Genomic DNA, 26,656 nt, shown 5'->3' with positions numbered 1-26,656 from the left:
GGCCGTCGCGCATCCCGGGGCGCGTCAAGTATTCGTTAACGTTAGAATTGCGTCGCAGGAACAGTGCTTACCAGCACATTCCATTCGGTTATATGGACGCCTCCCCCCATGATTTCGCTTCGTAATTTCGCCTTGCGCCGCGGCGAGCGGCTGCTGTTGTCCAATGTCGACCTGACCCTGCATGCCGGTTACCGGGTAGGCGTGGTCGGCCGCAACGGTGCTGGCAAGTCCAGCCTGTTCGCGGCGGTGAAGGGCGAACTGGAGGCCGACAAGGGTGACGTCGACCTGCCGGGCAAGATCCGCATCGCCAGCGTTGCCCAGGAAACCCCGTCCCTGCCGGACCCGGCGCTGAGCTTCGTGCTGGGCGGTGACATCGAAGTGGCTGCGGTGCTGGCTGCCGAAGCCGACGCCACCGCCCGCGAAGACTGGGAAGCGGTGGCCGAGGCGCATACGCGCATGGCTGAGCTGAACGCCTACGACGCCGAAGCACGTGCCGGCAAGCTGCTGCATGGCCTGGGCTTCCCGGCCGAAACGCACCACCGCGCCGTGTCCTCGTTCTCCGGCGGCTGGCGCGTGCGCCTGAACCTGGCCCGCGCGCTGATGATGCCCAGCGACCTGCTGCTGCTCGACGAACCGACCAACCACCTGGATCTGGACGCGGTGTACTGGCTGGAACAGTGGCTGCTGAAGTACCCCGGCACCCTGCTGCTGATCTCGCATGACCGCGAGTTCCTCGACAACGTGGCCACCCACACCCTGCACCTGCACGGTGGTGGCGCCAAGCTTTACCCGGGTGGTTACACCGACTTCGAGCGCCAGCGTGCCGAACAGCTGCGCCAGCAGCAGATCGCGCATGAGAAGGAACAGGCCGAGCGCGCCCACCTGCAGAGCTTCATCGACCGCTTCAAGGCCCAGGCCAGCAAGGCCGCACAGGCACAGAGCCGGATGAAGCGCCTGGCCAAGCTGGCCGGAACCGAGGCGGTGCGCGCCGAGCGCGAATTCCGCATCGAGTTCGCACCGCCGGCCAAGCTGCCGTTCTCGCTGATCCGCCTGAACCACGTCGAGGCCGGCTACGGCAGCGATTCGGTGATCCTGCACAACGTGGGCTTCGGCCTGGAAGCGGGCCAGCGCATCGGCCTGCTGGGCCCCAACGGCGCCGGCAAGACCACCCTGGTGAAGACCCTGGTGGGCGAACTGGCACCGATTGCCGGCGAGCGCGCCGCACACCCGGACCTGCGCATCGGCTACTTCGCCCAGCACACGGTCGAGTCGCTGCATGAAGGCCAGTCGCCGATGGAGCACTTCCGCGACCTGGCCCCGGATGCACCGAACCAGTCGTTCCGCGATTTCCTCGGCAAGTGGAATTTCCCGGGCGACCGTGCCTTTGAACCGGTGGATGGTTTCTCCGGTGGCGAGCGTGCACGCCTGGCGCTGGCATTGATCGCCTGGCAACAGCCGAACGTGCTGTTGCTGGACGAACCGACCAACCACCTTGACCTGGAAATGCGCGAAGCACTGGCCGAAGCACTGGCCGATTTCGATGGCGCGATCGTGATGGTTTCGCATGACCGCCACCTGATCGGCCTGGTCTGTGACACCTTCTGGCGTGTGGCCGACGGCGTGGTCGAACCCTTCGATGGTGACCTCGATGCCTACGCCGCCTGGCTGCGCACGCGCCCGCAGGCGCAGGGCACCAAGGCACGCATGGAGCAGGTGGAGGAACCGGTGGTGGTCACGACCGCACCGGTCGCGCAGGTGGTGCAGAAGAAGCCGGTCAACCCGCACAAGCTGGCCAGCGCCGAAGCCAAGGTCGCCGAGCTGGAAGGTGTGTTGGCCGAACTGGACCGGCAGCTTGCCGACTCGAGCAACTATGCCGATGCCACGCGCATGGCCGTGCTCGGCCGCGACCGCGAAGCCGCCGCCGCACAGCTGGAAAAGGCCGAAGCGGCCTGGATGGAACTGCTGGAGTCCTGATTCCATCGGTGGCGCCGGGCCATGCCCGGCGGCTTCTTCCAACCGCTGCGCTCGCCGGGCATGGCCCGGCGCTACCCGCGGCGCGCGTGTTTCATCCCTGTGCCTGCAGCCATTCGCGGAACCGCTTGGCCGGTTCCCGTTCGGCACGCGAGCGCAGACGGGTCAGCCAGTAGCGACCCAGCTCCAGCGTGGTGGCAAACGGCTGCAGCAGCCGGCCCTCGGCCAGGTCCGCTTCGAACATGCGCAACGGCAGCAGGGCAACGCCCGCGCCACCGGCCGCAGCTACCGCCAGCGTCAAGGACGAATCGAACACCGGTCCGCGTGCTTCCACGCCGTTGGCCCCGGCCATCTGCAGCCAGCGTGGCCATTCGTCGCTGCGGTACGAACGCAGCAGCGGCAAGGCCGCCAGGTCGCGCGGATGCTTCAGCCGCCGCGCCAGTGCCGGCGCGCACAACGGCGCGAACGGCGCGTCCAGGATCGCCGTGCAGGCCTGTCCCTGCCAGTCGCCATCGCCGAAACGGATCGCCAGGTCCAGGCCTTCACCGGCCAGGTCGATGCGGTTGTTGTGGGTCTGCAGCCGCAGTTCGATATCCGGGTGGGCCGCATCGAACGCGGCCAGCTGCGGCAGCAGCCAGCCGGTGGCGAAGGTGCCGACCACGCCGATCGTCAGCACTTCCCGCGCCGGGCCACCGGTGTAGCGGGCGATGCTGGCTGAAATGCGCTCGAAGGATTCATTGAGCACCGGGTACAGGGCTGCTCCTTCCTCGGTCAACGCCACGCCGCGGGGCAGGCGGTGGAACAGGCGGATACCCAGCCGGTCCTCCAGTCCGCGTATCTGGTGACTCAGCGCCGCCTGGCTGACGCAGAGTTCCAGCGCGGCGCGGGTGAAGTTCTGGTGCCGGGCAGCCGCTTCGAAGGCGCGCAACGCATTCAGCGAAAGGGTGGGGTGCAGCATGGGGACGTGTGAGGCAGGATGATGGCTGATGGTAGCGCCTTGCCATGGGCGTTGGATAAATAAAGGGTTTAATGCGTCATGCATGAATTAATCTCATGGCTGACGCTGAAAAAACGCGCTGGTCGCCTTTGCCCACCCTTTCAATAATCGGGACAGCTTCCACGAGGATTCCGCATGCTTGCCCGTCGTCGATTCCTGCAGTTCAGTAGTGCCGCAGTCGCCTCCACCCTTGCGTTGCCGCTGCTGGCCCGGGCTGCCGCACCCGCCACCGTGCCCGCCACCGTGCCCGCCACACCGGTCGATGCCGCCATCGCCGCCGCCGCCGACTTCGCCGCACTGGAAAAGGCGTGCAGCGGTCGACTCGGCGTAACCCTGCTCGACAGTGCCGGTAGTCGTCGCCTCGGCCATCGCCAGGACGAACGCTTCCCGCTGTGCAGCACCTTCAAGAGCGTGCTGGCCGCCACGGTGCTCAAGCAGGCCGAGCGCGATGCGGCACTGCTGGACCGGCGCCTGCCGGTGCGGACCCAGGACCTCCTGGAGCACGCGCCGGTCACCCGCCGCCACGTCGGCAAGGACCTGACCGTGCGTGACCTGTGCCGGGCCACGTTGATCACCAGCGACAACACCGCCGCCAACCTGTTGTTCGCAGCGATCGGCGGGCCGCCGGCGGTGACCGCGTTCCTGCGCGCCACCGGCGACACGATCACCCGCAGCGATCGCCTGGAGCCGGAACTGAACAGCTTCGCCATCGATGATCCCCGCGACACCACTACGCCGGCGGCCATTGCATCGACGCTGCAGCGTCTGGTGCTGGGCAATGCACTCAGGCCTGCCTCACGCCAGCAGTTGGCCGACTGGCTGATCGACAACGAAACCGGCGATGCCTGCCTTCGTGCGGGCCTGGGCAAGCGCTGGCGGGTGGGCGACAAGACCGGCAGCAATGGCGAAGACGCCCGCAACGACATCGCCGTGTTGTGGCCGGTGCAGGGCGGTTCGCCCTGGGTCCTGACCGCCTATCTGCAGGCGGGCACGATCAGCTTCGAACAGCGCGCGGCGGTACTTGCGCAGGTCGGGCGGATTGCAGATGGGCTGATCCGCTGAAGGGCGCTCTGCCGAAAGGAGAGGACACTTTCAGCCGTGTCCGGCTTGCCCGATCCGGATCGAACCCGCATCCTGCGCGCGTTCGATCCACACGGAAGTCCCCCCGATGAGCCATGAACTGGTCTACCTGCTGCTGATCTTCGCGCTGCTGGTCATCCCGCGCGCGCTGCAGCGGTTCAGCCTGCCGGCGCCGCTGACCTGCCTGCTGTTCGGCATCATCGGCATGCTCTGGCTGGGCGACCAGGCGCACGACGCGGTCATCGCGCTGCTGGCCACGCTGGGCATCTCCTCACTGTTCCTGTTCGCCGGCCTGGAAGTTGACCTGCAGGCCTTGCGGCGCGGCATGTGGCCGCTGCTGGCGCATCTGCTGATCCGCAGTGCCACCCTGTTCGGCGTCGGCTGGCTGGCCTGGCGTTACGCCGGCCTGCCATGGCAGGCGGCCGGGTTGCTGGCACTTGCGCTGCTGACCCCCTCCACCGGTTTCATCATGGATTCGCTGTCGCGGCTGGGGCTGAGCGAGGACGAGCGGTTCTGGGTCACCAGCAAGGCCATCGCCGGCGAACTGCTGGCCCTGGCGGCGTTGTTCATCGTGCTGCAGGCTGGCGATCCCGGGCACATGGCGCTGTCCAGCCTGGCCCTGCTGGCGATGATGATCGGCCTGCCGCTGCTGTTCATCGCGCTTGGTCGCTGGGTCGCGCCGCATGCGCCGGGCTCGGAATTCTCACTGCTGGTGATGGTGGGCATGGTGGCGGCGTACATCACCTACCTGCTGGGCGTGTACTACCTGGTTGGCGCCTTCATTGCCGGCCTGGTCGCGCGCCTGCTGCACCAGCGAATGCCGCTGCTGGCCTCGCACGAAAACCTGCATGCGCTGCGTCTGTTCGCCTCGTTCTTCGTGCCGTTCTACTTCTTCAACGCCGGCACCAAGGTGCCCAGCGAAGCGCTGAGCTGGGAGGCGCTGGGGCTGGGCATCGTCATCACCCTGGTGGTGCTGCCCCTGCGCATCGCGGTGGTCTGGCTGCAGCGCCGCGTGATGTTCGGCGAGAGCTTCCGCAGCAGCCTGCGTGTGTCGCTGGCGCTGGCACCGACGCTGATCTTCACCCTGGTGCTGGCCGCGATCATGCGCGATCGCTTCCAGATTCCCGCGGTGCTGTTCGGCGCGCTGCTGCTGTATGCCGCCTTGACCACGCTGCTGCCCTCGCTGGTGTTCCGCACGCCGTTCGATGTCGATCCGGTCGAGCAGGAGCCGGCAGGGCAGGGCGAAGATGCGCCGGTGGCGGCGACGGACGTGGTTGCCGCCGCCCCTGCAGCCGAGCGCTGAGGTGGATCCAGGGAGTGCGGTTTGCGCCCATCGGCCATGGCCGTTAGGGTTGGGGCATGAAACCGATCGCCGCTGTTGCTTCCGCCTTCGCCCTGCTCGGCCTCGCCGCCTGCTCGCAGCCATCGCATACGGTCAACCACGATCTGTCGACCGCGCCGGCCGACGCCTTCATGGCCGCGGTCGCTGCCCATTGTGGCCAGGCGTACGAGGGCAAGGTGGTGGAAGACACGCCGGCCCCCACCGGTAAAGACCCCTTCGCCGGGCAGAAGCTGGTGATGCACGTGCGGGGCTGCGCCGACCCGGGCCATGAGCTGCGCATCCCGTTCCACGTCGGCGATGACCATTCGCGCACCTGGGTGTTGACCCGCACCGAGCACGGGCTGCGCCTGAAGCACGACCATCGCCACGCCGATGGCAGCCCCGATGCGATCACCCTGTACGGCGGTGACAGCAAGCCGCCGGGCACCGCCGAACGCCAGCAGTTCCCCGCCGATGGCGAATCGGTGGCGATGTTCCGCCGTGCCGACATGCTGGCTTCAACCCACAACACCTGGGCGATGGAGATCGAGCCGGACCAGCGGTTTGTCTATGAGCTGACGCGCCCGGAAGGGCGCCGTTTCCGGGTCGAGTTCGATCTCAGCAAGCCGGTCGCGCTACCGCCGGCGCCCTGGGGTGATGCAGCGGCGCCGGCACCCTGATCGGCCCCCTGGCATGCTGCCGCGGACAGCCCGGCGCTACCCCTCAACGCGTGCCGAAGCGCGCCCGGCAGCCGTTGCTGACCCACACGTTGCCGCGCGAGTAGCCCCAGGTCCGGCCTTCCTGGCAGGCGCTGCCGGACAGCTGCTGCTGCAGCACAGGCCGGCCCTGGCGTTCATCCCAGTTGCAGCTCTGCTGGCGGTTGTTGTTGCTGCTGCAGGTCACGGTGTAGTTGCTGTTGCCACCACCCCAGCCGCCGCCATTGCCCCCACCATTGCCGCCGCCCCAGCCACCGCGGGCCTCGGCGAACTCGGCGCGGCAGCCGCGGTTGACCCAGATCGCGCCGTTGCGCACGCCCCAGTTCTGGCCTTCCACGCACTGCGTGCCGGAGATCTGCCGGACCACGCGTGCGTTGCGCCAGCCCACCGGGCAGCTGCGTTCGCGGTTGTCCTGGCTTTCGCAGCGCACGGTGCCGCTGTTGCCGTTGCCGTTGCCACCACCCCAACCGCCGCCGTTGCCGCCACCCCAGCCGCCTCGGCCCTGGGTGAATTCGGCGCGGCAGCCGTTGTTGACCCAGATGCTGCCATTGCGGGTGCCCCAGGTTCGGCCTTCCACACAGGCCGAGCCGGACAGCTGGCGGACCAGCCGGGCATCGCGCCAGCCGGTGTTGCAGACGCGTTCGCGGTTGTTCTGGCTCTCGCAGCGGACCACCCCGTCCTGCGCGGCGGCAGGGGCGGAGTGCAGGGCGAGCGCGGTAAAGGTGCCAAGGATCACGGCCAGGCTGGCCAGGGACTGCGGTTTCATGGCGACATCCCCATACGGGAGTAGGTGCGCGACTATAAGGACGGGGGCGATCAAGCCCGCGTGACCGTCCGCATTTGCCCCGGCCGGGGCGTCGGCCGCAGAATAAGAGGCTTTCCGGCCCCCATCAGGCGCCGGCGTTCTCCAGCGGAGCTTTCCCCCCATGCGTACCCACTTCTGCGGCCTGGTCGATGAGACCCTGATTGGCCAGACTGTCACCCTCGCCGGCTGGACCGACGTGGCCCGTAACCAGGGCGGCGTCTGCTTCATCGATCTCCGCGATCATGAAGGCATCGTGCAGGTGACGGTGGAGCTCGACAACGCCGAAGTGTTCGCCGTGGCCGCCTCGCTGGGCTATGAGGACGTGCTGCAGGTGGAAGGCGTGGTACGTGCTCGCCACGCGGTCAACGACAAGCTGCGCACGGGCAAGGTGGAAGTGATCGCCACCGCCATCACCGTGCTGAACAAGGCCGCGCCTCTGCCGTTCCACGCCCACGAGAACCCGGGCGAAGAAACCCGCCTGAAGTACCGCTACCTGGACCTGCGCCGTCCGGAGATGCAGCGCATGCAGCGCACCCGCATCAAGCTGGTGCAGGCCCTGCGCCGCCACCTGGACGAGAAGGGCTTCCAGGACATCGAAACGCCGATCCTGACCAAGGCCACCCCGGAAGGTGCACGCGACTTCCTGGTGCCGGCGCGCATGCACCCGGGCGAGTTCTATGCCCTGCCGCAGAGCCCGCAGCTGTTCAAGCAGATCCTGATGGTGGCCGGCTTCGACCGCTACTACCAGATCGCGCGCTGCTTCCGCGATGAGGCCCTGCGTGCCGACCGCCAGCTGGAATTCACCCAGCTGGACATGGAGTTCGCCTTCGTCCGCGAGCGCGACGTGCAGGACTTCGTCGAAGACATGATCCGCGCCATCTTCAAGGAAGTGGTCGACGTCGAACTGGATGCCAGCTTCCCGCGCATGACCTGGGCCGAGGCGATGCGTCGCTATGGTTCGGACAAGCCTGACCTGCGCATCGAGCTGGAACTGGTGGACGTGGCCGAGCTGGTCAAGACCAGCGAATTCCCGGTGTTCACCGCTGCTGCCAATGATGCCGATGGCCGCGTCGCCGCCCTGCGCATCCCCGGTGGTGCCAGCCTGTCGCGCAAGCAGATCGACGAGTACGCCGCGCACGCCGCCAAGTACGGTGCGAAGGGCCTGGCCTACATCAAGGTGGGCGAGAACGGTGAAATCAGCTCGCCGATCCAGAAGTTCTTCAGTGAAGAGGGCTTCGCCGCCCTGGTCGCCCATGTCGGCGCCGGCAACGGCGACATCGTGTTCTTCGGTGCCGGCGGCTACAACAAGGTGTCCGACTTCATGGGCGCGCTGCGCCTGAAGGCCGGCAAGGACTTCGGTCTGGTCGCCGACAGCTGGGCGCCGCTGTGGGTCACCGACTTCCCGATGTTCGAATGGGACGAGGAAGCGCAGCGCTACGTCGCCCTGCATCACCCCTTCACCGCGCCGGCCGTGGACGACATCGCCGACCTGCGCGCGCACGCCAAGACCGCCGTTTCGCGCGGCTACGACATGGTGCTCAACGGCAATGAAATCGGCGGCGGTTCGATCCGTATCCACCGCCCCGACATGCAGAGCGCGGTGTTCGAACTGCTCGGCATCGGTGCCGAAGAAGCCCGTGCCAAGTTCGGCTTCCTGCTCGACGCGCTGAACTACGGCGCGCCGCCGCACGGTGGCATCGCCTTCGGCATCGACCGCATCGCCGCACTGATGGCCGGTACCGAGTCGATCCGCGACGTCATCCCGTTCCCGAAGACCACCGGTGCGCAGGATCTGATGACCGACGCGCCGTCGCCGATCGTCGACGAGCAGCTGGCCGAAGTGCACATCCAGGTTCGCCCCAAGAAAAACTGATCAGGAGATCCAGGCAATGACCGAGTTTGCGTTTTCGCTGGAGTGGGAAAAGCTGGGCAATGAAGGCTCCGAGGCCAACCTGGTCACCGAGCGTGCACGTGTCTTCGGTGGTTGGCTGGTCCGTGTCGGTACCAACCCGTCGGCCATGGCCCTGACCTTCGTCGCCGACGGCGAAGGCCGCTGGGACGGTGAAGACTTCGGCGTCGAGGATTACGAAGACGACGAAGAGGAAGAGTACGACGAGGACGAGGAAGGCGAAGAAGAGGAAGACGGCGAGGAAGAAGAGGACGACGAGGAATACGAAGAAGAGGAAGAGGAAGAAGACGACAAGGAACCGGCGGAGCGGGCTTGACCCGAACCGTGGTCCTGACGTCAACTCGACCCATGTATTCGATCCGCCGCGCCACTGTGGACGACGCGCCGACCCTGTCGGCGCTGGCCGCACGCACGTTCACCGAAACCTTCGGCCATCTGTATCCGCCGCAGGACCTGCAGGACTTCATCGACGAGGCCTACACGGTCGAGCGCCAGCGCACGATCCTGGCCCACCCGGATTACGCGGTGTGGCTGCTGGAGCTGGACGGGGAGGCGGTCGGCCATGCCGCCGCCGGCCCCTGTGGGTTGCCGCACCCGGACGTGAAGCCCGGTGACGGTGAGCTCAAGCGCCTGTACCTGATCAAGACGCAGCAGAGCTGCGGCTGGGGCAGCCGCCTGCTGGAAACGGCGCTGGCCTGGCTGGAGCACGACGGCCCGCGCACGCTGTGGCTGGGCGTGTGGTCGGAAAACTTCGGCGCGCAGCGCTTCTACGCCCGGTATGGTTTTGAAAAGGCCGGCGAGTACCTGTTCCCGGTGGGCGATACCAACGATCTTGAGTTCATCCTGCGCCGTTTGCCGCATCCGGCCTGAAACCGTTCACCGCCGCTTGCCCCTGGCTTTTGTTCAATCACTGTAGTTCCGCCCCGCTGACCGCCAGGCTGTTGCACATGACTCCCCCCGTTCTGTTGTTGCATGGCATCTGGAATGCCCGTGCCTGGGTCGGGCCGCTGGCCTGGCGCCTGCGCGCGCGCGGCTTCCAGGTCCATACCTTTGGCTACTCGTCCGTATTTGGCGGTCCCGATGTGGCCGTGCCGCAGTTGCTGGAGCGGCTGGCAGATGCAGGCCCGCTGTCGCTGGTCGGGCACAGCCTGGGTGGCCTGCTGGCGCTGGAAGCCCTGCGCCGGCAGCCGCAGTTGCCCGTGCAGCGCGTGGTCTGCCTGGGCTCGCCACTGCGGGGCAGTGGTACTGCGCGCTCGTTGTCCGAACATGGTTGGGGCCTGGCCCTGGGCCGCAGCAGCGAGCTGTTGCTGGACGGGCTGCCGGACTGGCAGGGCAAGGCCGCCGTCGGCCTCATCGCCGGCTCGGTGCCGCATGGGCTGGGCAGCCTGCTCGGGGCGCTGGATGACGATTCCGACGGTACCGTGGCGCTGGCCGAGACCCGCCTGCCGGGCCTGGCCGACCACTGCGTGGTGCGCACCAGCCACAGCGGCCTGGTGGTGTCGCCCGATGCCGCGCGGCAGACCGCGCATTTCCTCCGCCATGGCCAGTTCGACCATGCCCGGCGAGCGCAGCGGCATCCATCCGCCCTCGACACGGTCAGCGGGCCCGATCAGGTAGAATCCGCGGCCTTATCCATCAACGCACGTACGGAAAGACCCATGGGTAGAGGCCCCTCCATCGAGAACCGCAAGAACGCGTCTGACGCGAAGCGCGGCAAGATTTTCACCAAGATCATCCGTGAGATCGGCGTGGCCGCCCGCGGCGGTGGAGGCGACCCCAACAACAACCCGCGCCTGCGTGTAGCCGTGGACAAGGCGCTGACCGCGAACATGTCCAAGGACGTGATCGAGCGCGCCATCAAGAAGGCCACCGGTGAACTGGAAGGCGTCGAGTACGAAGAGATCCGCTACGAGGGCTACGCGCCCGGTGGCGTGGCCGTCATCGTCGATTGCCTGACCGACAACCGCGTGCGCACCGTGGCCGATGTCCGCCATGCGTTCAGCAAGTGCGGCGGCAACATGGGCACCGAAGGCTCGGTCAGCTTCATGTTCAAACGCGTGGGCGTGCTGCACTACGGCGCCGGCGCCGATGAGGACGCCATCTCCGAAGCGGCCATCGAGGCCGGTGCCGATGACATCGTGGTCTACCCGGAGGATGGCGCGATCGACGTGCTCACCGCCGCGGACAGCTTCCACGCAGTCAAGGATGCGATGCAGGCGGCTGGCCGCACGCCGGATCATGCCGAGCTGACCTTCCGTGCCGACAACGACATCAAGGTCGAGGGCGACACTGTCCTGCAGGTCAAGAAGCTGCTGGACATGCTGGAAGACCTCGACGACGTGCAGGACGTGTACTCCAACGCCGATCTCGGCGCGGACGCCTACGCCTGAACGGACGCTGCGCCGGTCGCCTTTGGCGGCCGGTGAGCGGACAATGCGGACCATGATGACCCCAGACGTTTCCAGCCATCACCGCCGCATGCGTCCTTCCCGGATCAGCGGCCTGCGCGCGTGTGCCGCATGACCCGCATTCTCGGCATCGACCCGGGTTCACAACGGACCGGGGTCGGCATCATCGATGTCGATGCCAGCGGCCGGGTCAGCCACGTGCATCACCAGCCGCTGGTGCTGCTCGGTGCCGATGACTTCCCGCAGCGCATGAAGCTGCTGGTGCTGGGCCTGGCCGAGCTGTGCCTGGAGTTCCAGCCGCAGGAAGTGGCCATCGAAAAGGTGTTCATGGCGCGCAACCCCGATTCGGCGCTGAAGCTGGGCCAGGCCCGTGGCGCGGCGATTTCGGCGGTGGTGCTGCGCGACCTGCCGGTGCACGAGTACGCCGCCAGCGAGATCAAGCTGGCGGTGGTCGGTCGTGGCGGCGCCGAAAAGCAACAGGTTCAACACATGGTCGGGCTCATGCTCAACCTGAAAACCAAGCTGCAGGCCGACGCGGCCGACGCGTTGGCCGTGGCCATCACCCATGCCCACGTAAGGGCAACGGCCAACCGCCTGGGGCTGACTGCCCGCCAGGCGTGGGGCCGCAAATGAGGAGCTGCACGCAATGATCGGTCGACTGCGCGGAATCGTCGCCTACAAGGCGCCGCCGTGGCTGGTGGTGGACGTCAATGGGGTGGGCTACGAGCTGGAGGCGCCGATGAGCACCTTCTACGACCTGCCCGAGCTGGGCCGTGAGGTCACGCTCTACACTCATTATTCGCAGAAGGAAGACAGCGTCTCGCTGTACGGCTTCCTGCGCGAAGGCGAGCGCCGCCTGTTCCGCGACGTGCAGAAGGTCAGCGGCATCGGCGCGAAGATCGCGCTGGCCGTGCTGTCCGGGGTCACCGTCGAAGAATTCGCCCGCATGGTCCAGGCCGGCGACATCACCGCGCTGACCCGCATCCCCGGCATCGGCAAGAAGACCGCCGAGCGCATGGTGCTGGAACTGCGTGACCGCGCGGCGCAGTTCGGTGCCGGTGGCGCACTGCCGACCGGCAGTGGCCCGGCCCCGGCCGATCCGCTGTCCGATGCCACCGTGGCGCTGCAGCAGCTGGGCTACAAGCCCACCGAGGCGGCGCGGATGGCGCGCGAGGCCTTCAACGAGGGCGACGAAGTGGCCATGGTCATCCGCAAGGCCCTGCAATCGGCGCTGCGCTGAGCCGCTCCGTTTCCTTCCCCATTACACCCTGAGCTTCGCCAGGAGCCCCATGTCCAGCAGTCAAACCCCGCACACCGCCGCCCATGGTGGCCATGGTCACGCTCCCCCCGCCGGGGGCCTGGCGCTGATCATCGGTGCGATCGGCGTGGTCTTCGGCGATATCGGCACCAGCCCGCTGTACACCCTGAAGGAGGCGTTCTCGCCGCACTACGGGCTCAACAGCGACCACGACACCGTGCTGGGCGTGCTGTCGCTGGCGTTCTGGGCGCTGAACATCGTGGTCACCCTGAAGTACGTGACCATCATCATGCGCGCCGACAATGATGGCGAGGGCGGCATCATGGCGCTGATGGCGCTGACCCAGCGCACGCTGCGCAACGGGTCGCGCTCGGCCTACGTGGTCGGCATCCTCGGCATCTTCGGCGCCTCGCTGTTCTTCGGCGATGGCGTGATCACCCCGGCGATATCGGTGCTGGGTGCGGTCGAAGGCCTGGAGGTTGCCGCGCCGGGGCTGCATGCCTTCATCGTGCCGATCACCGTGGTGGTGCTGCTGGCCGTGTTCGCGGTGCAGCGTTTCGGTACCGCGAAGATCGGCAAGCTGTTCGGCCCGATCACCTCGATCTGGTTCATTTCGCTGGCCGCGATCGGCATCTACAACATCGTCGACGCGCCGGAAGTGCTGAAGGCGTTCAACCCGTGGTGGGCGATCCGCTTCTTCATGGAGCACGGCTGGCACAGCATCTTCATCCTCGGCGCGGTGGTGCTGGCGGTGACAGGTGGCGAGGCGCTGTACGCCGACATGGGCCACTTCGGTGCCAAGCCGATCCGCCACGCCTGGTACTTCTTCGTGCTGCCCTGCCTGGTGCTGAACTACCTGGGGCAGGGCGCGCTGGTGCTCAACCATCCCGAGGCGGTCAAGAACCCGTTCTTCGAGGCGGTGCCGTCGTGGGCGCTGTACCCGATGATCATCCTGGCCACGATGGCTGCGGTGATCGCCTCGCAGTCGGTGATCACCGGTGCGTTCTCGGTCTCGCGCCAGGCCATGCAGCTGGGCTACATCCCGCGCATGCGCATCAAGCACACCTCGCACGACACCATCGGCCAGATCTACATCCCCGGCATCAACTGGGGCATCGCGGTGATGGTGATCGGCCTGGTGCTGGCCTTCCGCAGCTCGTCCAACCTGGCCGTGGCCTACGGCATCTCGGTGTCGGCCACCATGCTGATCGATACCCTGCTGCTGGCCCTGGTTGCACGTTCGCTGTGGCCCAAGGCACGCAACTGGATCCTGCCCTTGTGCGTGGTGTTCTTCATCATCGATCTGGGCTTTGTCATCGCCAACGGCGCCAAGCTGCTGCAGGGCGCCTGGTTCCCGGTGGTGCTGGGCATCTTCCTGTTCACCATGATGCGCACCTGGCGCCGTGGCCGCGAACTGCTGCGCGACGAGATCCGCAAGGACGGCATCCGCATCGACACCTTCCTGCCGGGCCTGATGCTGGCGCCGCCGGTACGCGTACCCGGCACCGCGGTGTTCCTCACCGCCGACCCGGCCGTGGCCCCGCATGCGCTGATGCACAACCTCAAGCACAACAAGGTGCTGCACGAGCGCAACGTGTTCCTGCATGTGGTGACCCTGCCGGTGCCGTACGCGGCGGAAGGGCAGCGCCTGAAGATCGAATCGGTGGGCGATGAGTTCTATCGGGTCTACGTGCGTTTCGGCTTCATGGAGACCCCCGACGTACCGCTGGCGCTGATGCGCTCGTGCGACCACGGTGGCATCTACTTCGACCCGATGGACACCACCTTCTTCGCCAGCCGCGAGACCATCGTCGCCACCGCCAACCGTGGCATGCCGATCTGGCGCGACAAGCTGTTCGCGCTGATGCACAGGAACGCCGCCCCGGCGACGGGCTTCTTCCGGATTCCGGGCAACCGCCTGGTCGAGCTGGGCGCGCAGGTGGAGATCTAATCTCCACCTGCGCTACGTCCCACGATTTGCTGCGCAAATCGTGGGCCCCGCCCGCATTCCACCTTATCCCCCCGCCTGTCGGCGCGCCCCCTTGAACAACAAGGGGGCTCCACTTGCGGAGGCGCCGCGCGCCAGAAGCCGAGCCCACTCTGCTCCTCAGTTCCATCCACCCATGGCGTGGATCTACCGTGTCGACCAAGGTCGACACCCACCTATAGCAGGCCACGCCGTGTCGACCAAGGTCGACACCTACCAGGAGCAGACCATGCCATTCCGGCAGATCGCGGAGATCTGTCGAAGGCGGGGTGGGTCCGGTTGCGGGGGTGTCCGCGGCATGGATGCCGCGGCCAAGCCCCCATGGATGGGTTTACGGCGTCCCCCGCAACAGGACCCACCCCGCCATCCATCAGGAAACCTGCTTCTGCTGTTGCTTCGGCAGTTGAAGTTGCAGTTGCTTCTGCGGGTGCCGGGCGCAGCCCGGCCGAATCTCCCCGCTTTTACCGCATAATCAGCACATGACCGACGACCGCATCATCGCCGCCGGCGCCACCCGCGAGGATGACGCCGCCGACGCCAGCATCCGACCCAAGCGACTTGCCGACTATCTCGGCCAGGTGCCGGTGCGCGAGCAGATGGAGATCTACATCCAGGCCGCCAAGGGTCGTGGCGATGCGCTGGACCACGTCCTGATCTTCGGCCCCCCCGGCCTGGGCAAGACCACCCTCAGCCACGTCATCGCCAACGAACTGGGCGTGGCCCTGCGCGTGACCTCCGGCCCGGTGATCGAGAAGGCCGGCGATCTGGCCGCGCTGCTGACCAACCTGCAGCCGCACGATGTGCTGTTCATCGACGAGATCCATCGCCTGTCGCCGGTGGTGGAAGAAGTGCTGTACCCGGCGATGGAAGATTTCCAGATTGACATCATGATCGGCGAGGGCCCTGCGGCGCGCTCGATCAAGATCGACCTGCCGCCGTTCACCCTGATCGGCGCCACCACCCGCGCCGGCCTGCTGACCGCACCGCTGCGCGACCGCTTTGGCATCGTCCAGCGCCTGGAGTTCTACAGCGTCGAAGAACTGACCCGCATCGTGCGCCGCTCGGCCGCGATCCTGGCCATCGACTGCACCGCCGACGGGGCAGGGGAGATCGCGCGCCGCGCGCGTGGCACCCCGCGTATCGCCAACCGCCTGTTGCGCCGCGTGCGCGATTACGCCCAGGTCAAGGCCGGTGGCCACATCGACCAGACCGTGGCCCAGGCCGCAATGCAGATGCTCAAGGTCGACCCGGAAGGCTTCGACGAGCTTGACCGCCGGCTGCTGAAGACCATGGTCGATTACTTCGACGGTGGCCCGGTGGGCATCGAGTCGCTCGCCGCAGCGCTTTCCGAAGAGCGTGGCACGCTGGAAGACGTGGTCGAGCCGTACCTGATCCAGCAGGGCTTCCTGGTGCGCACCGCGCGTGGCCGCATGGCGACCCACAAGGCCTACCGGCACATGGGCCTGAAGCCGAAGAACCCGCCGCAGGACCTGTTTGCCGAGGTCCCCGATGTCGGTTGAACCGCGATTCAGTTGGCCGACACGCATTTACTGGGAAGATACCGACGCTGGCGGCGTGGTCTACCACGCCCGCTACGTGGCCTTCATGGAACGGGCCCGGACCGAATGGATGCGCGCGCTGGGCTACGGCCAGGAGCGCATGCGGTCCGAGCACGGCATGGTCTTCGCGGTGCGCTCCATGCAGATGGATTTCATCAAGCCGGCACGGCTGGATGACCAGCTGCAGGTAAGCGCCACCCTGGTCCAGCTGAAGAAGGCCAGCATGGTCTTCGACCAGCAGGTCCTGCGCGACGGCCAGCTGCTGCTGTCCGCACAGGTCCGCATCGCCGCACTGGACGCGGCCAGTTTCCGCCCGCGTGGCATGGACGATGCCGTCCTTGCCGCGCTGCAACCCCACCTCCACCCCGAATCCGAACAGAACTCTTGAGGAACAACGGATGATCGCAACGCTCCTGGCCCTGCAGGCCACGGTCACCGAGGCTTTGCCGGCTGACGTCAGCAATGCCGCGACCCAGACCCTTGCCCAGGCCACCACCGGCGGCGGCATCAACTACCTCGAACTGATGGCCAAGGCCAGCTTGCCGGTGAAGATCATCGTGCTGGCGCTGCTGGTCGGCTCGTTCGTCAGCTGGGTGATCATTTTCCGCAAGGCCCGCATCTTCAAGCAGGCCACCCGCGAAGCCGACGAGTTCGAGAACCGCTTCTGGTCCGGTGCCGACCTGGGCAAGCTGTACAGCTCGGCCACCGACCGCAGCCGCAATGTCGGCGGCCTGGAAGCCATCTTCGAAGCCGGTTTCCGCGAGTACACCCGCCTGCGCGACAAGCGCCGGCTGGATGGCCGTGCCCAGCTGGAAGGTGCCCAGCGCGCCATGCGCACCACCTACACCCGCGAAGTCGACCAGCTCGAGCGCAACCTGGAGCTGCTGGCCAACATCGGCTCGACCGCCCCGTACGTAGGCCTGGTCGGTACCGTGTTCGGCATCATGGTGACCATGCACGACATGATCAGCAGCGGCGCCCAGGCCGGTATTGCCGCCGTCGCCCCGGGCATCTCCGAAGCCCTGTTCGCCACTGCCATCGGCCTGTTCGTGGCGATCCCGGCGGTATGGGCCTACAACCGCTTCACCACCCGCGTGGAGCGCATGTCGGTGCGTTTCGAGACCTTCGCCGACGAGTTCAGCTCGATCCTGCAGCGCCAGAGCGCTGGCGACGAGTAAGCGCCAGACCCGGGAGTCCAAGCCATGTCCGCTGCCATCGGTCGCCGCAAGCGCCGCAAGCTGAAATCGGAAATCAACGTCGTTCCCTATATCGACGTCATGCTGGTGCTGTTGATCATCTTCATGGTCACCGCGCCACTGCTCACCCTGAGCTTCGATGTCGACCTGCCCAATTCCAACGCCAAGGCGCTGGAAAGCAAGCAGGAACCGGTGATCGTCTCGGTGCGCCAGGACGGCCAGCTCAGCCTGAAGCTGCCCGACGCCAAGGAACCCACGGCCGTCACTGCCGAGGAACTGCAGGGCCACCTGTCCGGCATCGCCGCGCAGGACAAGGGAGTGCGCGTGATCGTCGCCGCCGACCGTGCCGTGGCCTATGAAAAGGTCATCGCGGCGATGGACGTGATCAAGCGCGCCAACGTGGACAAGGTAGGCCTGGCCACCGATGCACGCTGACGCCCTGCCGCCACCGCACAAGCAGGAACCCGGCTGGGGCCAGCCGATGGTGCTGGCCGTGCTGGTGCACCTGCTGGTCGCGTTGATCTTCATCGGCGCCTGGCTGTGGTCACCGCAGCGCAATACCGATGCCGCCGCAGGTGATCCCTCGGTCGAGGCCAGCCTGGCACTGTCCGCGTCCGAAGCCGCTGCCGCCCGCCAGGCCCTGCGCCAGTCGGAAAAGCTGGAAGACCTGCCGCCGCCGGTGGCCGAACCGATCCCGGTGCCGGAAGACACCATCCCGCCGCCGCAGCCGATTGAAGAGCCGCGCCCGCAGGACGCACCGACGCCGCAGCAGCAACAGGCGCAGGAACGCGTGGCGCAGCCCGACACCAAGGACCAGGACGCGGTCAGCGCGTTGGCGATCTCGCAGGAAAAGGCCAAGCAGGAGCAGGAAGCCAAGCGCCGCCAGGAGCAGATCGACCTGACCGAGCGCAAGCGCCAGGAAGAGGCCGAGCAGAAGCTGCGTCTGGCCAAGCAGCAGGAAGCGGATGCCAAGAAGAAGCAGGCCGAGCAGGAGCGCCTGGCCGCTGACAAGGCGGAAGCCGAGAAGCAGAAGAAGATCGCCGACATCCGCGCCCGCCGCGAGCAGGCCGAGAAGGAAGCCAAGCTGGCCGAGCAGAAGCTGCGCCAGGTCGCTGCCGCGCGCAATGCCGCAGGCACGGCTGCTGCCGGTGCCAGTGGTGCAGCACAGCCGGCTGCCGGTGGTGGTGGCAGCAGTGATGATCTGTCTGCCAAGTACGCGGCGGCCATCCAGGCCAAGGTGCTGGCGCAGTGGGTGCGTCCGGACAGCGTGCCGCTGGGCCAACGCTGCCAGATCACCATCAACCAGTTGCCGGGCGGTACCGTCCGCAGCGCCACGGTCAGCGCCGGCTGCCCGTTCGATGAAGCCGGCAAGCGCTCGATCGAGGCCGCCGTGCTCAACGCCCAGCCGCTGCCGTACCGCGGTTTCGAGCAGGTATTCGCACGCACGATCAACTTCACGTTCACCGCCCAGGATCGCTGAGGCGCGGGGCAGGGCAGCCCGTTGGGGCTGTCCCGTCATCCAATGACGCCTTTAGCTCTGGATCGTACGGGCCCGTCCACGCCATGCTTGGGACGAGTCATCCGCACGAAAGGTGGCCGCGACGTTAACGGCATGTGAGAGACCCGGCTGGCACTGACCAGGAATTCACGTACCCTTGGTTCATGATTGCGAAGCGGTTCACTGCCGTTTTGTTATCCCTCGTTCCGGTTCCCCCTATTTGAGCGCTCCATGAAGAAGATGCCTCGCTGGCTTGCCGTGTTTGCGGCCCTGTTGCTGCCCTTTGCTGCCGTCGCGCAGCAGAAGGGGCTGGATATCGACATCATCGGCGGCAATGCCTCCGCCCTCCCGATCACCATCGTGCCGATGCCCTACCAGGGTGCAGCCGGTGCTCCGCAGACCGACGTCGCCGGCGTGGTCCGTGCCGACCTCGAACGTTCGGGCCAGTTCCGCACGCTGCCCGAAGCGCAGATCGTCGAAAAGCCGATTCGTGGCGGTGACATCCAGTTCGCCACCTGGCGCGCGCTGAAGCAGAACTACATCGTCGTCGGCCGGGTCATGGACGCCGGTGCCGGCGCCTACCGCGTCGAGTACGAACTGTTCGACGTGCCCAAGGGCGAGCGCCTGCTGGGCCTGGCGATGACCGCCCGTGGCAATGCCATGCGCGACGTTGCCCACCAGATGGCCGACGCCATCTACGAGAAGATCACCGGTGTCCGTGGTGCCTTCTGGACCCGCATCGCCTACGTGACCGCCAGCGGCAAGGGCGACGCCATGCGCTACGCGCTGATGGTGGCCGATTCGGACGGCTTCAACCCGCAGACCATCGTGCGTTCGGCCGAGCCGCTGCTGTCGCCGTCGTGGAGCCCGGATGGCAACAAGCTGGCCTACGTCAGCTTCGAGCGTGGCAACTCGGCCATCTACATCCAGAACATCTCCACCGGCGCCCGTGAGCTGGTCACCAGCTTCCGCGGCATCAACAGCGCCCCGGCCTTCTCGCCGGACGGCCGCAAGCTGGCCCTGACCCTGTCGCGTTCGGGCAACCCGGAGATCTACGTGATGGATCTGGGCAGCAAGCAGCTGACCCAGCTGACCAACCACTTCGCCATCGATACCGAGCCGACCTGGGCACCGGATGGCAGTGCGGTGTACTTCACCTCCGACCGCGGCGGCCGTCCGCAGGTCTACAAGGTCGGTGCCGGTGGTGGCAGCGCCGAGCGCGTGACCTTCCAGGGCAACTACAACGCCAAGCCTTCGGTGTCCTACGACGGCAAGAAGATCGCTGTCGCCCAGGGTTCGGGCAACAGCTACAAGATCGCGATGATGGACAGCTCGCTGGGTTCGCCCCGCTGGAGCACGCTGTCGCCGGGTTCGCTGGACGAATCGCCGAGCTTCGCGCCCAACGCGAGCATGGTGCTGTATGCCGCCCGTGAGGGTGGTCGTGGTGTGCTGTACGCCGTCTCGGCCGATGCGCGCGTGCGCCAGCGCCTGGTCCTGGCAGACGGTGATGTGCGCGAGCCGGCATGGTCCCCATACCGTACCCAGCGCTAAAAGAGTGTTAATATTTTCTCTGTATTGAACCCCTCATCGGCTTAGGAGCCACAAAGGTATCGCCATGAACAAGTCCACCCGCGTTCTGCTTGTTTCCCTGCTGTCCGTGGCCGTCCTGGCCGGTTGCTCGAAGAAGGTCAAGGAAGAAGCCCCGGCTCCGGTCGATACCGGCACCTCGACCACCACCCCGACCGGTCCGTCCACCTCCGGCCTGTACGGCCCGGGCGATCTGGACACCGACGCCTGCCTGCGTCAGCGCGTTGTCTACTTCGACCTGGACAAGGAAGACGTGAAGCCGGAATTCCAGGCCATCATGGCTTGCCACGCCAAGTACCTGCGTGACCGTCCGTCCTCGCGCATCACCCTGCAGGGCCACACCGACGAGCGCGGTTCGCGCGCGTACAACCAGGCCCTGGGCGAGCGTCGTGGCAACGGCGTCAACTCGGCACTGCAGGCCAACGGTGGCTCGGCTTCGCAGCTGACCGTCGTGTCCTACGGTGAAGAGCGTCCGGTCTGCACCGAGTCGAACGAGTCCTGCTGGTCGCAGAACCGTCGCGTCGAAATCGTCTACACCGCGCAGTAATCCATGCGCCTTGGCATCAAACTGATGCTGGTCGTTGCGGCAGCCCTCGTGGCTGCCGCACCGGCGCATGCACAACGTCAGAGCCTGGCCGACCGCGTCGGTTCGCTCGAGCAGCAGATGTACAACAACAGTGCCAACCAGGACCTGTTGAACCAGATCAACCAGCTGCGGCAGCAGGTCACCAGCCTGCAGGCCTCGATCGAGCAACTCCAGCACGACAACGCCCAGCTCAAGCAGACCGCCCAGGACCAGTACCTGGATCTGGACAGCCGCCTGAACCGGTTGGAAGGGGGCTCTGCCGCCCCGGCCCTGCCTGCGGTTCCGGCGAGCGCACCGAAGGCTCCTGCAGCCCCGGCAAAACCCGCAGCGGCGGCCACTTCCGAGCGGCCGCCTTCGGTCCATGGTGACCCGGGCAGCCTGGCCGTCACCGGTGACGAGCGTACGTCCTACAACGTGGCCTTCGACGCATTGAAGGCGGGCAAGTACGATGATTCGGCGCAGCTGTTCCTGAGCTTCCTGGAGCTGTACCCGAACGGCGTCTACGCCCCCAATGCCTTGTACTGGCTGGGCGAAAGCTATTACGCCACCCGCAATTTCCCGATGGCCGAGTCCCAGTTCCGCGAACTGCTCTCGCGCTATCCCACCCACGACAAGGCCGCTGGCGGCCTGCTCAAGGTCGGCCTCTCGCAGTACGGCGAGGGCAAGGTCGACCAGGCCCAGCAGACGCTGGAGACCGTCGTGGCGCAATACCCGGGCTCGGACGCCGCGCGTACCGCGCAGGACCGCCTGCAGTCGATCCGCCTCGGCAATCAGATCCGCTGATCCGCTGACCGGGCGTACAATGTGTTCCCCGTAGCGCCGAGCCCTTGCTCGGCTGCTTTCGTTTCCGGGTCGGCAAACCCGTCCGGATCCGGTAGCGCCGGGCCATGCCCGGCGACTTGCATTACCCGTCGGGCCATACCCGACCGGCTGCTGTTGTAGAGCCGAGCCATGCTCGGCTGCTTTCGTTACCGGCCACGGTAGCCCACCCGCCACGTGTCCCACCAAGAAGTCCCTGCCATGACCGCCGTTCCCCCGTCCGCCGCCGTTGCCACGCCCAGCGAGATCGTGCAGTCGCCCCTGCCGCGCCTGAAGATCACCGAGATCTTCACCTCGCTGCAGGGCGAAGCCGATACCGCCGGTTGGCCGACCGTGTTCGTGCGCCTGACCGGCTGCCCGCTGCGCTGCCAGTACTGTGACACCGCCTACGCCTTCCACGGCGGCACATGGTGGGACATCGACGATATCGTGGCCCACGTGCAGGCCCAGGGCGTGCGCCACGTCTGCGTGACCGGCGGCGAGCCGCTGGCGCAGAAGCGCTGCCTGGTGCTGCTGCAGAAGCTGTGCGATGCAGGCCTGGATGTGTCGCTGGAAACCTCCGGTGCGCTGGACGTCAGCGCCGTTGATCCGCGCGTGTCGCGCGTGGTCGACATCAAGACCCCGGGCTCGGCCGAGGTCGCGCGCAACCGCTGGGAAAACCTGCCGCTGCTGACCACGCGTGACCAGATCAAGTTCGTGATCTGCAACCGCGAAGACTACGACTGGGCCAAGGCCATGGTCGCCGAACACCAGCTGGTGCAGCGCACGATGGTGTTCTTCTCACCCAGCAAGGGCGAAATCACTGCCCGCCAGCTGGCCGACTGGATCGTGGAAGACCGGCTGCCGGTGCGCTTCCAGATGCAGTTGCATAAAATCCTGTGGAACGACGAGCCGGGCCGATGAGCCGGCGCAGCGTTTCCTGATGTAGCTCCGGCGCGGGACAGCGTGCTGGCTTTCTCCCCCAACCGGATGATTTACCCATGAAGAAGGCAGTCGTGCTTCTCTCCGGCGGCATGGATTCAGCCGCCGTCATCGCCATGGCCCAGGAACAGGGCTTCGCCGTGCATGCCCTCAGCGTGCGTTACGGCCAGCGCCACACCTCCGAGCTGGATGCTGCCGCGCGCGTGGCCAAGGCCCAGGGCGTGATCGTGCACAAGACCGTGGACGTGGACCTGCGCAGCATCGGCGGCTCGGCGCTGACCGACGACATCGACGTGCCCGAGGCGGGCGGCGAGGGCATCCCGGTCACCTACGTGCCGGCGCGCAACACCATCATGCTGTCGCTGGCGCTGGGCTGGGCCGAAGTGCTTGGTGCCAACGACATCTTCTGCGGCGTCAACGCCGTGGACTATTCCGGCTACCCGGATTGCCGCCCCGAGTTCATCGCCGCCTTCCAGGCGCTGGCCAACCTGGCGACCAAATCGGGCGTGGAAGGCGCGGGCATCACCGTGCATGCGCCGCTGCAGTTCCTCAGCAAGGGCCAGATCGTCAGCGAAGGCGTGCGACTGGGCGTGGACTTCGGCCTGACCGTGTCCTGCTACAACGCCGATGCCAGCGGCGCGGCCTGCGGGCATTGCGATGCCTGCCGCCTGCGCGCGCAGGGCTTCGCCGATGCCGGCGTGGCCGACCCGACGCTGTACGCCTGACCGGCTCTGGTAGGGCCGGCCGCTGGCCGGCTTCCCCGGCAGGTCTGATTCTGGTAGGTGCCAACCTTGGTTGGCGCTGTCCGCCGGGCGCGGCCCGGCGCTACCAATGTTGGGATTCCGGTAGTGCCGGTCGCTGGCCGGCAGCCCCGGCGGGTCTGATTCTGGTAGGTGCCAACCTTGGTTGGCGCTGTCCGCCGGGCGCGGCCCGGCGCTACCGCTGCCGCAGCCAACCCGATGCTTCAATGAAACCGCGCACCGCAAGCGGATCGCTGTAATCCAGCTCGATCATCCGCGCGATCGCCGCCTGCTCATCCGGCTGCTGCCGCATGTACTCCTGCGCGATGCGGTAACCAGCGTAGTACCCCACATCACTCACCCCGAACGGGCTGCGGGCGTTGTTGTACAGCCAGTTGTCCAGCGCATCGCCATCCATCTCCGCTCTGAAGCGAGCGCGGATCTCCGATTCGTGCAACGGGCCATAGGTGTACAGCGGCAGTGCCGGGCGGCGACCGCTGATCCGCTCGGCAATGTACTCGGCCACGCCTTCGCGCACCGCGTACTGTGCGAGCGATCCCGTAGTCTCGCGCTGTTGGGTGTGCACGTACTCATGCAGGTTGTTCTGCGCGTTGTTCGCGCCGGGCGCGCTGTCGTAGAAGGCCCGCAGGCGACTGCGCAACGGCTCCGGCAGTTCGCTGACATCCACGCTTGCATCGCCGAGTGCCATTTCCGCGCCGATCAGCACCTGCTTCCCCAGCGTGGTGCCGCCTGTGCGCAGCACGCCCACCGCATAGGTGATGCTGGCCGGGCGCAGGGCGGGGTAAAGCCTGCGGAACGCAGCCAGATCCCGCTCCAGCGTAGCGCTGGCCTGCCGGGCGTTGGCGGTCAGCGGCCGCACCGAGGCCCAGAAGTGCGGCCAGGCGAGCATTGCTTGTGCGTATTCGGCGGCGGTGTAGTTGCGCACCTTCATCAGCGCGTGCAGGCCGGCACTACCCGGCTCGATGTAGTGCTGCCGGACCAGGGCCACCCTCTGCGCGGCATCGGGCTCGGCAAGCACTGCATCGTAGGTACTCCAGAATCGGGCGATGTCATCCATCTGTACCGATGGGGCCGCAGCGGTGGTGACGGTGCAGGGCAGCAGCAGGCAGGCGAACAGAAAGAAGGGCAGGCGCATCGGTGGCTCCGAAGGACGAAGGAGTGTGCATGAGATGCGTCCGCTGCATGGAACGGTTTAACTGCAGGCCGATACTGCGACGATTTCTCTCTACCGCACAAAGTAGGGTAGAATGCCCACCCCGCCGACAGGCAGGGATGTTGCATGGGCCGTTAGCTCAGTCGGTAGAGCAGAAGACTTTTAATCTTTTGGTCGATGGTTCGAATCCATCACGGCCCACCATCGCAGACAGCGCCGGCATCACCTGCCGGGCAACCCAGAAAGCGCCGAGAGGCGCTTTTTTGTTGCCCGCGTGCAGCCACGGTCGGCATGCCGCGGCGCCGGCGCAGGAAATCTTCCAGCAACACCAAGTAATTACCTTTAAGGTAATTAATTCGGGAATAAAAAGTAATGGATCGTGCGGTTTTGGCCGGTCAGAATCGACCGGCCAGGTCTCTTTCAACCGTAGTGCGCGCGTAGAAGCCCCGCATCGTGGAAGGAAATCCCCTCGCGGATGCACTCCTCGGCGCGTTCCATATCCTTGTGCAGCTGGATCAGCGCATCGTCGGCGAGCTGGTCGATGTCCACCACCCCGCAGCAGGCCTGGTCGATCACATGCTGCATCGGCTCCCCCCAGCGCCGGCGTACGTTGCGGATCATGCGGCAATGCCACTCGCGCATGATGGCATCCATCCGCCGTTCTCCCGGGGCTGCATGTGCCTCACCGGCCACCACCCGCAAGGCAGGTGTCGGGTTGCGACCGCCGCGCAGTTCCTGGGTCCTAGCGGCCAACCGCTGTGCGAGCTCCTCGAGTCGCGTGTGAGTCATCCTTCGCCTCCCTGATCCGTTTTGCCAGAAGCTTCGTCAGGTCGAGCACATTGTCCGGGGCCGAAGGCTGACCGAACTCGTCCACGACCATGAATGCGGTCTCCAGCAGCACAGGATCGTAGATCCATTCCGGTGGATCGCCGACCAGCTCCAGGTAGTGCGAAAGCACCTTGACCGCAGCGCTCATCTTCTCGAAATCCAGTCCCGTAGATTGAGACTGAAGCGACATCTCAACGTCCTGATCGGCACGATCAAGCGTGCCGTGCGGGAGTTGCATTGCCGACTCGAGATCGCGTGCCAGACGATGGCCGATGCTCTTCGGGTTGCTCTCCGAAATCCACTGGCTGACCTGGGGCTGCGCCCAGCGGGTGCCGCCGAACAGGCGGGCCCATTCGGCCGGGCCGCCGGCAGCGGCAACGCGGAGGCGCATGTTGAGGGTGCGGGCGGTACTGGCGTCCATCTGTAAATGGTGCTCTGCATTACCAATCCAGCAAATGACCAAAACGGTATTGACTTGGCATTACCGCCACGGTAATGTGGGGCCATGAACCTCATCGACTACGCCATCTCCCAAGGGGGCTACGGCACCCCCAGTTGCCCCGTGATGCGCCGTCTGGCCCACCAGACCGGCTGTGCGCTGCGGACCCTTTACATGATCGCCCGCGGCCACAAGTTGCCTGGCGCCCGTCTGTGCCGACGCATCGAGCTGGCCACGGCCGGTGCGGTCCGTCGTGAATTCCTGCGCCCGGATGTGTTCGCGCCGGGTCCGTCGTCCATCCAGGGAGAAGCCCACCATGCAGCTTGATACGTTCGGCGAATACGTCCGCAGCCGTCTGGAGCACTGGGGCGGGGAATACGCCCTGCATCGCGACTGCGAATACCTGGGCTTCCAATCACGCAACCTGCTGGCTGTCTTGATCGAGCATCGCGGCGATATGCCCGGCCGTGCGCAAGGGTACAAGCCACTGGAGACGGACCTGCTGGCGCAGCAGATCGAAGACATCATCACCGCAGTTGCCCGTGACAACGTGGCGATGGCCTGCGCACTGCGTGGCTACTACTGCGGTCGCGGCCGTCGCAAGGTCGAGCGCTTCGAGACCGCCAATCTGCTGCTCGCCAACTGCGGGCAGCGACCGGTCTCCAACCGGCATTACCTGAACCTGGTCGAGCTGGGCTTCCAGCGCGTGCGCGGCTGGATGGAAGGCATCGCCCAGGCCGCATGAGCGGTGGGCTCAACTTTCGCCCGTCTCCCGACCGGATGAACCCTCGCGCCCAGCCGGCAGCGAGACGGGCACCTCTCCCGGCCACCTCGGTATGTCGTGGCCAGCATCAAAT

The 26,656-nt window shown here is 66.5% G+C and carries 28 protein-coding genes, 1 tRNA gene and 1 pseudogene; 25 read left to right on the top strand and 5 right to left on the bottom strand.

Going from position 1 to position 26,656, the window contains the following annotated elements; translation table 11 throughout:
- Positions 1-108 precede the first annotated feature (108 nt).
- Positions 109-1,974, top strand: a complete 1,866-nt coding sequence (locus tag AC1DCU_RS13945; protein WP_025874689.1) for an ABC-F family ATP-binding cassette domain-containing protein — start codon at positions 109-111, stop codon at positions 1,972-1,974.
- A gap of 91 nt (positions 1,975-2,065) precedes the next feature.
- On the opposite strand, the gene ampR is transcribed toward AC1DCU_RS13945, so the two are convergent.
- Positions 2,066-2,929 carry a LysR family transcriptional regulator AmpR gene (gene ampR, locus AC1DCU_RS13940; RefSeq protein ID WP_180830797.1) on the bottom strand — a complete coding sequence of 288 codons (864 nt, stop codon included), beginning with the start codon at positions 2,927-2,929 and terminating at the stop codon, positions 2,066-2,068.
- A 174-nt stretch (positions 2,930-3,103) separates the two neighbouring features.
- Here ampR and blaL2 point away from each other — a divergent pair, with 174 nt between their 5' ends.
- From blaL2 to AC1DCU_RS13925, 3 genes are all read left to right on the top strand, one after another.
- A complete protein-coding gene (gene blaL2 / locus AC1DCU_RS13935; protein WP_282279913.1) occupies positions 3,104-4,030 on the top strand; it encodes a L2 family extended-spectrum class A beta-lactamase in 927 nt (308 codons plus the stop codon).
- A 106-nt stretch (positions 4,031-4,136) separates the two neighbouring features.
- The gene (locus AC1DCU_RS13930; RefSeq protein WP_032975144.1) at positions 4,137-5,351 is read left to right on the top strand and encodes a cation:proton antiporter; all 1,215 of its coding nucleotides are present in this window, start codon (positions 4,137-4,139) and stop codon (positions 5,349-5,351) included.
- A gap of 56 nt (positions 5,352-5,407) precedes the next feature.
- Complete coding sequence (locus tag AC1DCU_RS13925; protein ID WP_025874684.1) at positions 5,408-6,049, top strand: hypothetical protein; 642 nt, start codon at positions 5,408-5,410, stop codon at positions 6,047-6,049.
- A gap of 43 nt (positions 6,050-6,092) precedes the next feature.
- On the opposite strand, the gene AC1DCU_RS13920 is transcribed toward AC1DCU_RS13925, so the two are convergent.
- Positions 6,093-6,851: a DUF3011 domain-containing protein gene (locus AC1DCU_RS13920; RefSeq protein ID WP_025874683.1), complete on the bottom strand. Its 759-nt coding sequence runs from the start codon at positions 6,849-6,851 to the stop codon at positions 6,093-6,095.
- A gap of 160 nt (positions 6,852-7,011) precedes the next feature.
- On the opposite strand from AC1DCU_RS13920, the gene aspS reads away from it, so the two are divergent.
- The 18 genes and pseudogenes from aspS to queC all read left to right on the top strand — a co-directional run bounded on the left by aspS (position 7,012) and on the right by queC (position 23,343).
- Positions 7,012-8,763, top strand: a complete 1,752-nt coding sequence (aspS, locus tag AC1DCU_RS13915) for an aspartate--tRNA ligase (protein WP_032975143.1) — start codon at positions 7,012-7,014, stop codon at positions 8,761-8,763.
- Positions 8,764-8,779: 16 nt separating this feature from the next.
- Positions 8,780-9,115 (top strand): hypothetical protein, encoded by a 336-nt coding sequence (locus tag AC1DCU_RS13910; RefSeq protein WP_025874681.1) that lies wholly within the window; start codon positions 8,780-8,782, stop codon positions 9,113-9,115.
- 32 nt (positions 9,116-9,147) lie between these two features.
- Positions 9,148-9,669 (top strand): GNAT family N-acetyltransferase, encoded by a 522-nt coding sequence (locus AC1DCU_RS13905; protein ID WP_032975141.1) that lies wholly within the window; start codon positions 9,148-9,150, stop codon positions 9,667-9,669.
- A 77-nt stretch (positions 9,670-9,746) separates the two neighbouring features.
- A pseudogene (locus tag AC1DCU_RS13900) lies at positions 9,747-10,367 on the top strand (esterase/lipase family protein); the annotation flags it as partial.
- 90 nt (positions 10,368-10,457) lie between these two features.
- A complete protein-coding gene (locus AC1DCU_RS13895; RefSeq protein ID WP_032975140.1) occupies positions 10,458-11,189 on the top strand; it encodes a YebC/PmpR family DNA-binding transcriptional regulator in 732 nt (243 codons plus the stop codon).
- Between the two features lie 129 nt (positions 11,190-11,318).
- Positions 11,319-11,840 (top strand): crossover junction endodeoxyribonuclease RuvC, encoded by a 522-nt coding sequence (ruvC, locus tag AC1DCU_RS13890; RefSeq protein ID WP_025874677.1) that lies wholly within the window; start codon positions 11,319-11,321, stop codon positions 11,838-11,840.
- A 13-nt stretch (positions 11,841-11,853) separates the two neighbouring features.
- Positions 11,854-12,447 (top strand): Holliday junction branch migration protein RuvA, encoded by a 594-nt coding sequence (ruvA, locus tag AC1DCU_RS13885; protein ID WP_032975138.1) that lies wholly within the window; start codon positions 11,854-11,856, stop codon positions 12,445-12,447.
- A 49-nt stretch (positions 12,448-12,496) separates the two neighbouring features.
- Positions 12,497-14,416, top strand: a complete 1,920-nt coding sequence (locus tag AC1DCU_RS13880) for a potassium transporter Kup (protein WP_032975137.1) — start codon at positions 12,497-12,499, stop codon at positions 14,414-14,416.
- Positions 14,417-14,931: 515 nt separating this feature from the next.
- Complete coding sequence (ruvB, locus tag AC1DCU_RS13875; RefSeq protein WP_025874674.1) at positions 14,932-15,972, top strand: Holliday junction branch migration DNA helicase RuvB; 1,041 nt, start codon at positions 14,932-14,934, stop codon at positions 15,970-15,972.
- Positions 15,962-16,399, top strand: a complete 438-nt coding sequence (ybgC, locus tag AC1DCU_RS13870) for a tol-pal system-associated acyl-CoA thioesterase (RefSeq protein ID WP_032975136.1) — start codon at positions 15,962-15,964, stop codon at positions 16,397-16,399. The genes ruvB and ybgC overlap by 11 nt, the downstream gene beginning before the upstream one ends.
- 10 nt (positions 16,400-16,409) lie before the next feature.
- Entirely contained in the window at positions 16,410-17,189 is a 780-nt protein-coding gene (gene tolQ / locus AC1DCU_RS13865; RefSeq protein ID WP_025874672.1) for a protein TolQ, read from the top strand.
- A 24-nt stretch (positions 17,190-17,213) separates the two neighbouring features.
- Entirely contained in the window at positions 17,214-17,642 is a 429-nt protein-coding gene (gene tolR, locus AC1DCU_RS13860) for a protein TolR (RefSeq protein WP_032975135.1), read from the top strand.
- On the top strand, positions 17,632-18,687 hold the full coding sequence (tolA, locus tag AC1DCU_RS13855) for a cell envelope integrity protein TolA (RefSeq protein WP_025874670.1): 1,056 nt from the start codon (positions 17,632-17,634) through the stop codon (positions 18,685-18,687). Before tolR ends, tolA begins: the two co-directional genes overlap by 11 nt.
- A 249-nt stretch (positions 18,688-18,936) precedes the next feature.
- A complete protein-coding gene (tolB, locus tag AC1DCU_RS13850; protein WP_033831823.1) occupies positions 18,937-20,256 on the top strand; it encodes a Tol-Pal system beta propeller repeat protein TolB in 1,320 nt (439 codons plus the stop codon).
- 64 nt (positions 20,257-20,320) lie between these two features.
- Positions 20,321-20,839, top strand: coding sequence for a peptidoglycan-associated lipoprotein Pal (gene pal / locus AC1DCU_RS13845; RefSeq protein ID WP_025874668.1), 519 nt, complete (start codon positions 20,321-20,323; stop codon positions 20,837-20,839).
- Between the two features lie 3 nt (positions 20,840-20,842).
- Positions 20,843-21,661, top strand: a complete 819-nt coding sequence (gene ybgF, locus AC1DCU_RS13840) for a tol-pal system protein YbgF (protein WP_025874667.1) — start codon at positions 20,843-20,845, stop codon at positions 21,659-21,661.
- Between the two features lie 237 nt (positions 21,662-21,898).
- On the top strand, positions 21,899-22,600 hold the full coding sequence (queE, locus tag AC1DCU_RS13835) for a 7-carboxy-7-deazaguanine synthase QueE (RefSeq protein ID WP_025874666.1): 702 nt from the start codon (positions 21,899-21,901) through the stop codon (positions 22,598-22,600).
- 77 nt (positions 22,601-22,677) lie between these two features.
- Entirely contained in the window at positions 22,678-23,343 is a 666-nt protein-coding gene (queC, locus tag AC1DCU_RS13830) for a 7-cyano-7-deazaguanine synthase QueC (RefSeq protein WP_032975132.1), read from the top strand.
- A 211-nt stretch (positions 23,344-23,554) separates the two neighbouring features.
- On the opposite strand, the gene AC1DCU_RS13825 is transcribed toward queC, so the two are convergent.
- On the bottom strand, positions 23,555-24,514 hold the full coding sequence (locus AC1DCU_RS13825; protein ID WP_442252147.1) for a DUF2268 domain-containing putative Zn-dependent protease: 960 nt from the start codon (positions 24,512-24,514) through the stop codon (positions 23,555-23,557).
- 146 nt (positions 24,515-24,660) lie between these two features.
- Here AC1DCU_RS13825 and AC1DCU_RS13820 point away from each other — a divergent pair.
- Positions 24,661-24,736 (top strand) — tRNA-Lys (locus AC1DCU_RS13820).
- A 216-nt stretch (positions 24,737-24,952) separates the two neighbouring features.
- Here AC1DCU_RS13820 and AC1DCU_RS13815 read toward each other — a convergent pair.
- A complete protein-coding gene (locus AC1DCU_RS13815; protein WP_025874663.1) occupies positions 24,953-25,186 on the bottom strand; it encodes a hypothetical protein in 234 nt (77 codons plus the stop codon).
- Positions 25,187-25,274: 88 nt separating this feature from the next.
- The gene (locus AC1DCU_RS13810) at positions 25,275-25,781 is read right to left on the bottom strand and encodes a hypothetical protein (protein WP_032951727.1); all 507 of its coding nucleotides are present in this window, start codon (positions 25,779-25,781) and stop codon (positions 25,275-25,277) included.
- An 84-nt stretch (positions 25,782-25,865) separates the two neighbouring features.
- Here AC1DCU_RS13810 and AC1DCU_RS13805 point away from each other — a divergent pair, with 84 nt between their 5' ends.
- Both AC1DCU_RS13805 and AC1DCU_RS13800 read left to right on the top strand, forming a co-directional pair.
- The gene (locus AC1DCU_RS13805; protein ID WP_025874662.1) at positions 25,866-26,126 is read left to right on the top strand and encodes a helix-turn-helix domain-containing protein; all 261 of its coding nucleotides are present in this window, start codon (positions 25,866-25,868) and stop codon (positions 26,124-26,126) included.
- Positions 26,116-26,544, top strand: a complete 429-nt coding sequence (locus tag AC1DCU_RS13800; RefSeq protein ID WP_100553301.1) for a hypothetical protein — start codon at positions 26,116-26,118, stop codon at positions 26,542-26,544. The genes AC1DCU_RS13805 and AC1DCU_RS13800 overlap by 11 nt, the downstream gene beginning before the upstream one ends.
- The last annotated feature ends 112 nt before the right edge of the window (positions 26,545-26,656 follow it).

This window comes from Stenotrophomonas sp. 10L48 (assembly GCF_056395105.1).
The sequence above is the reverse complement of the archived record's forward strand: the minus strand, read 5'-3'. Positions and strand labels throughout refer to the sequence as shown.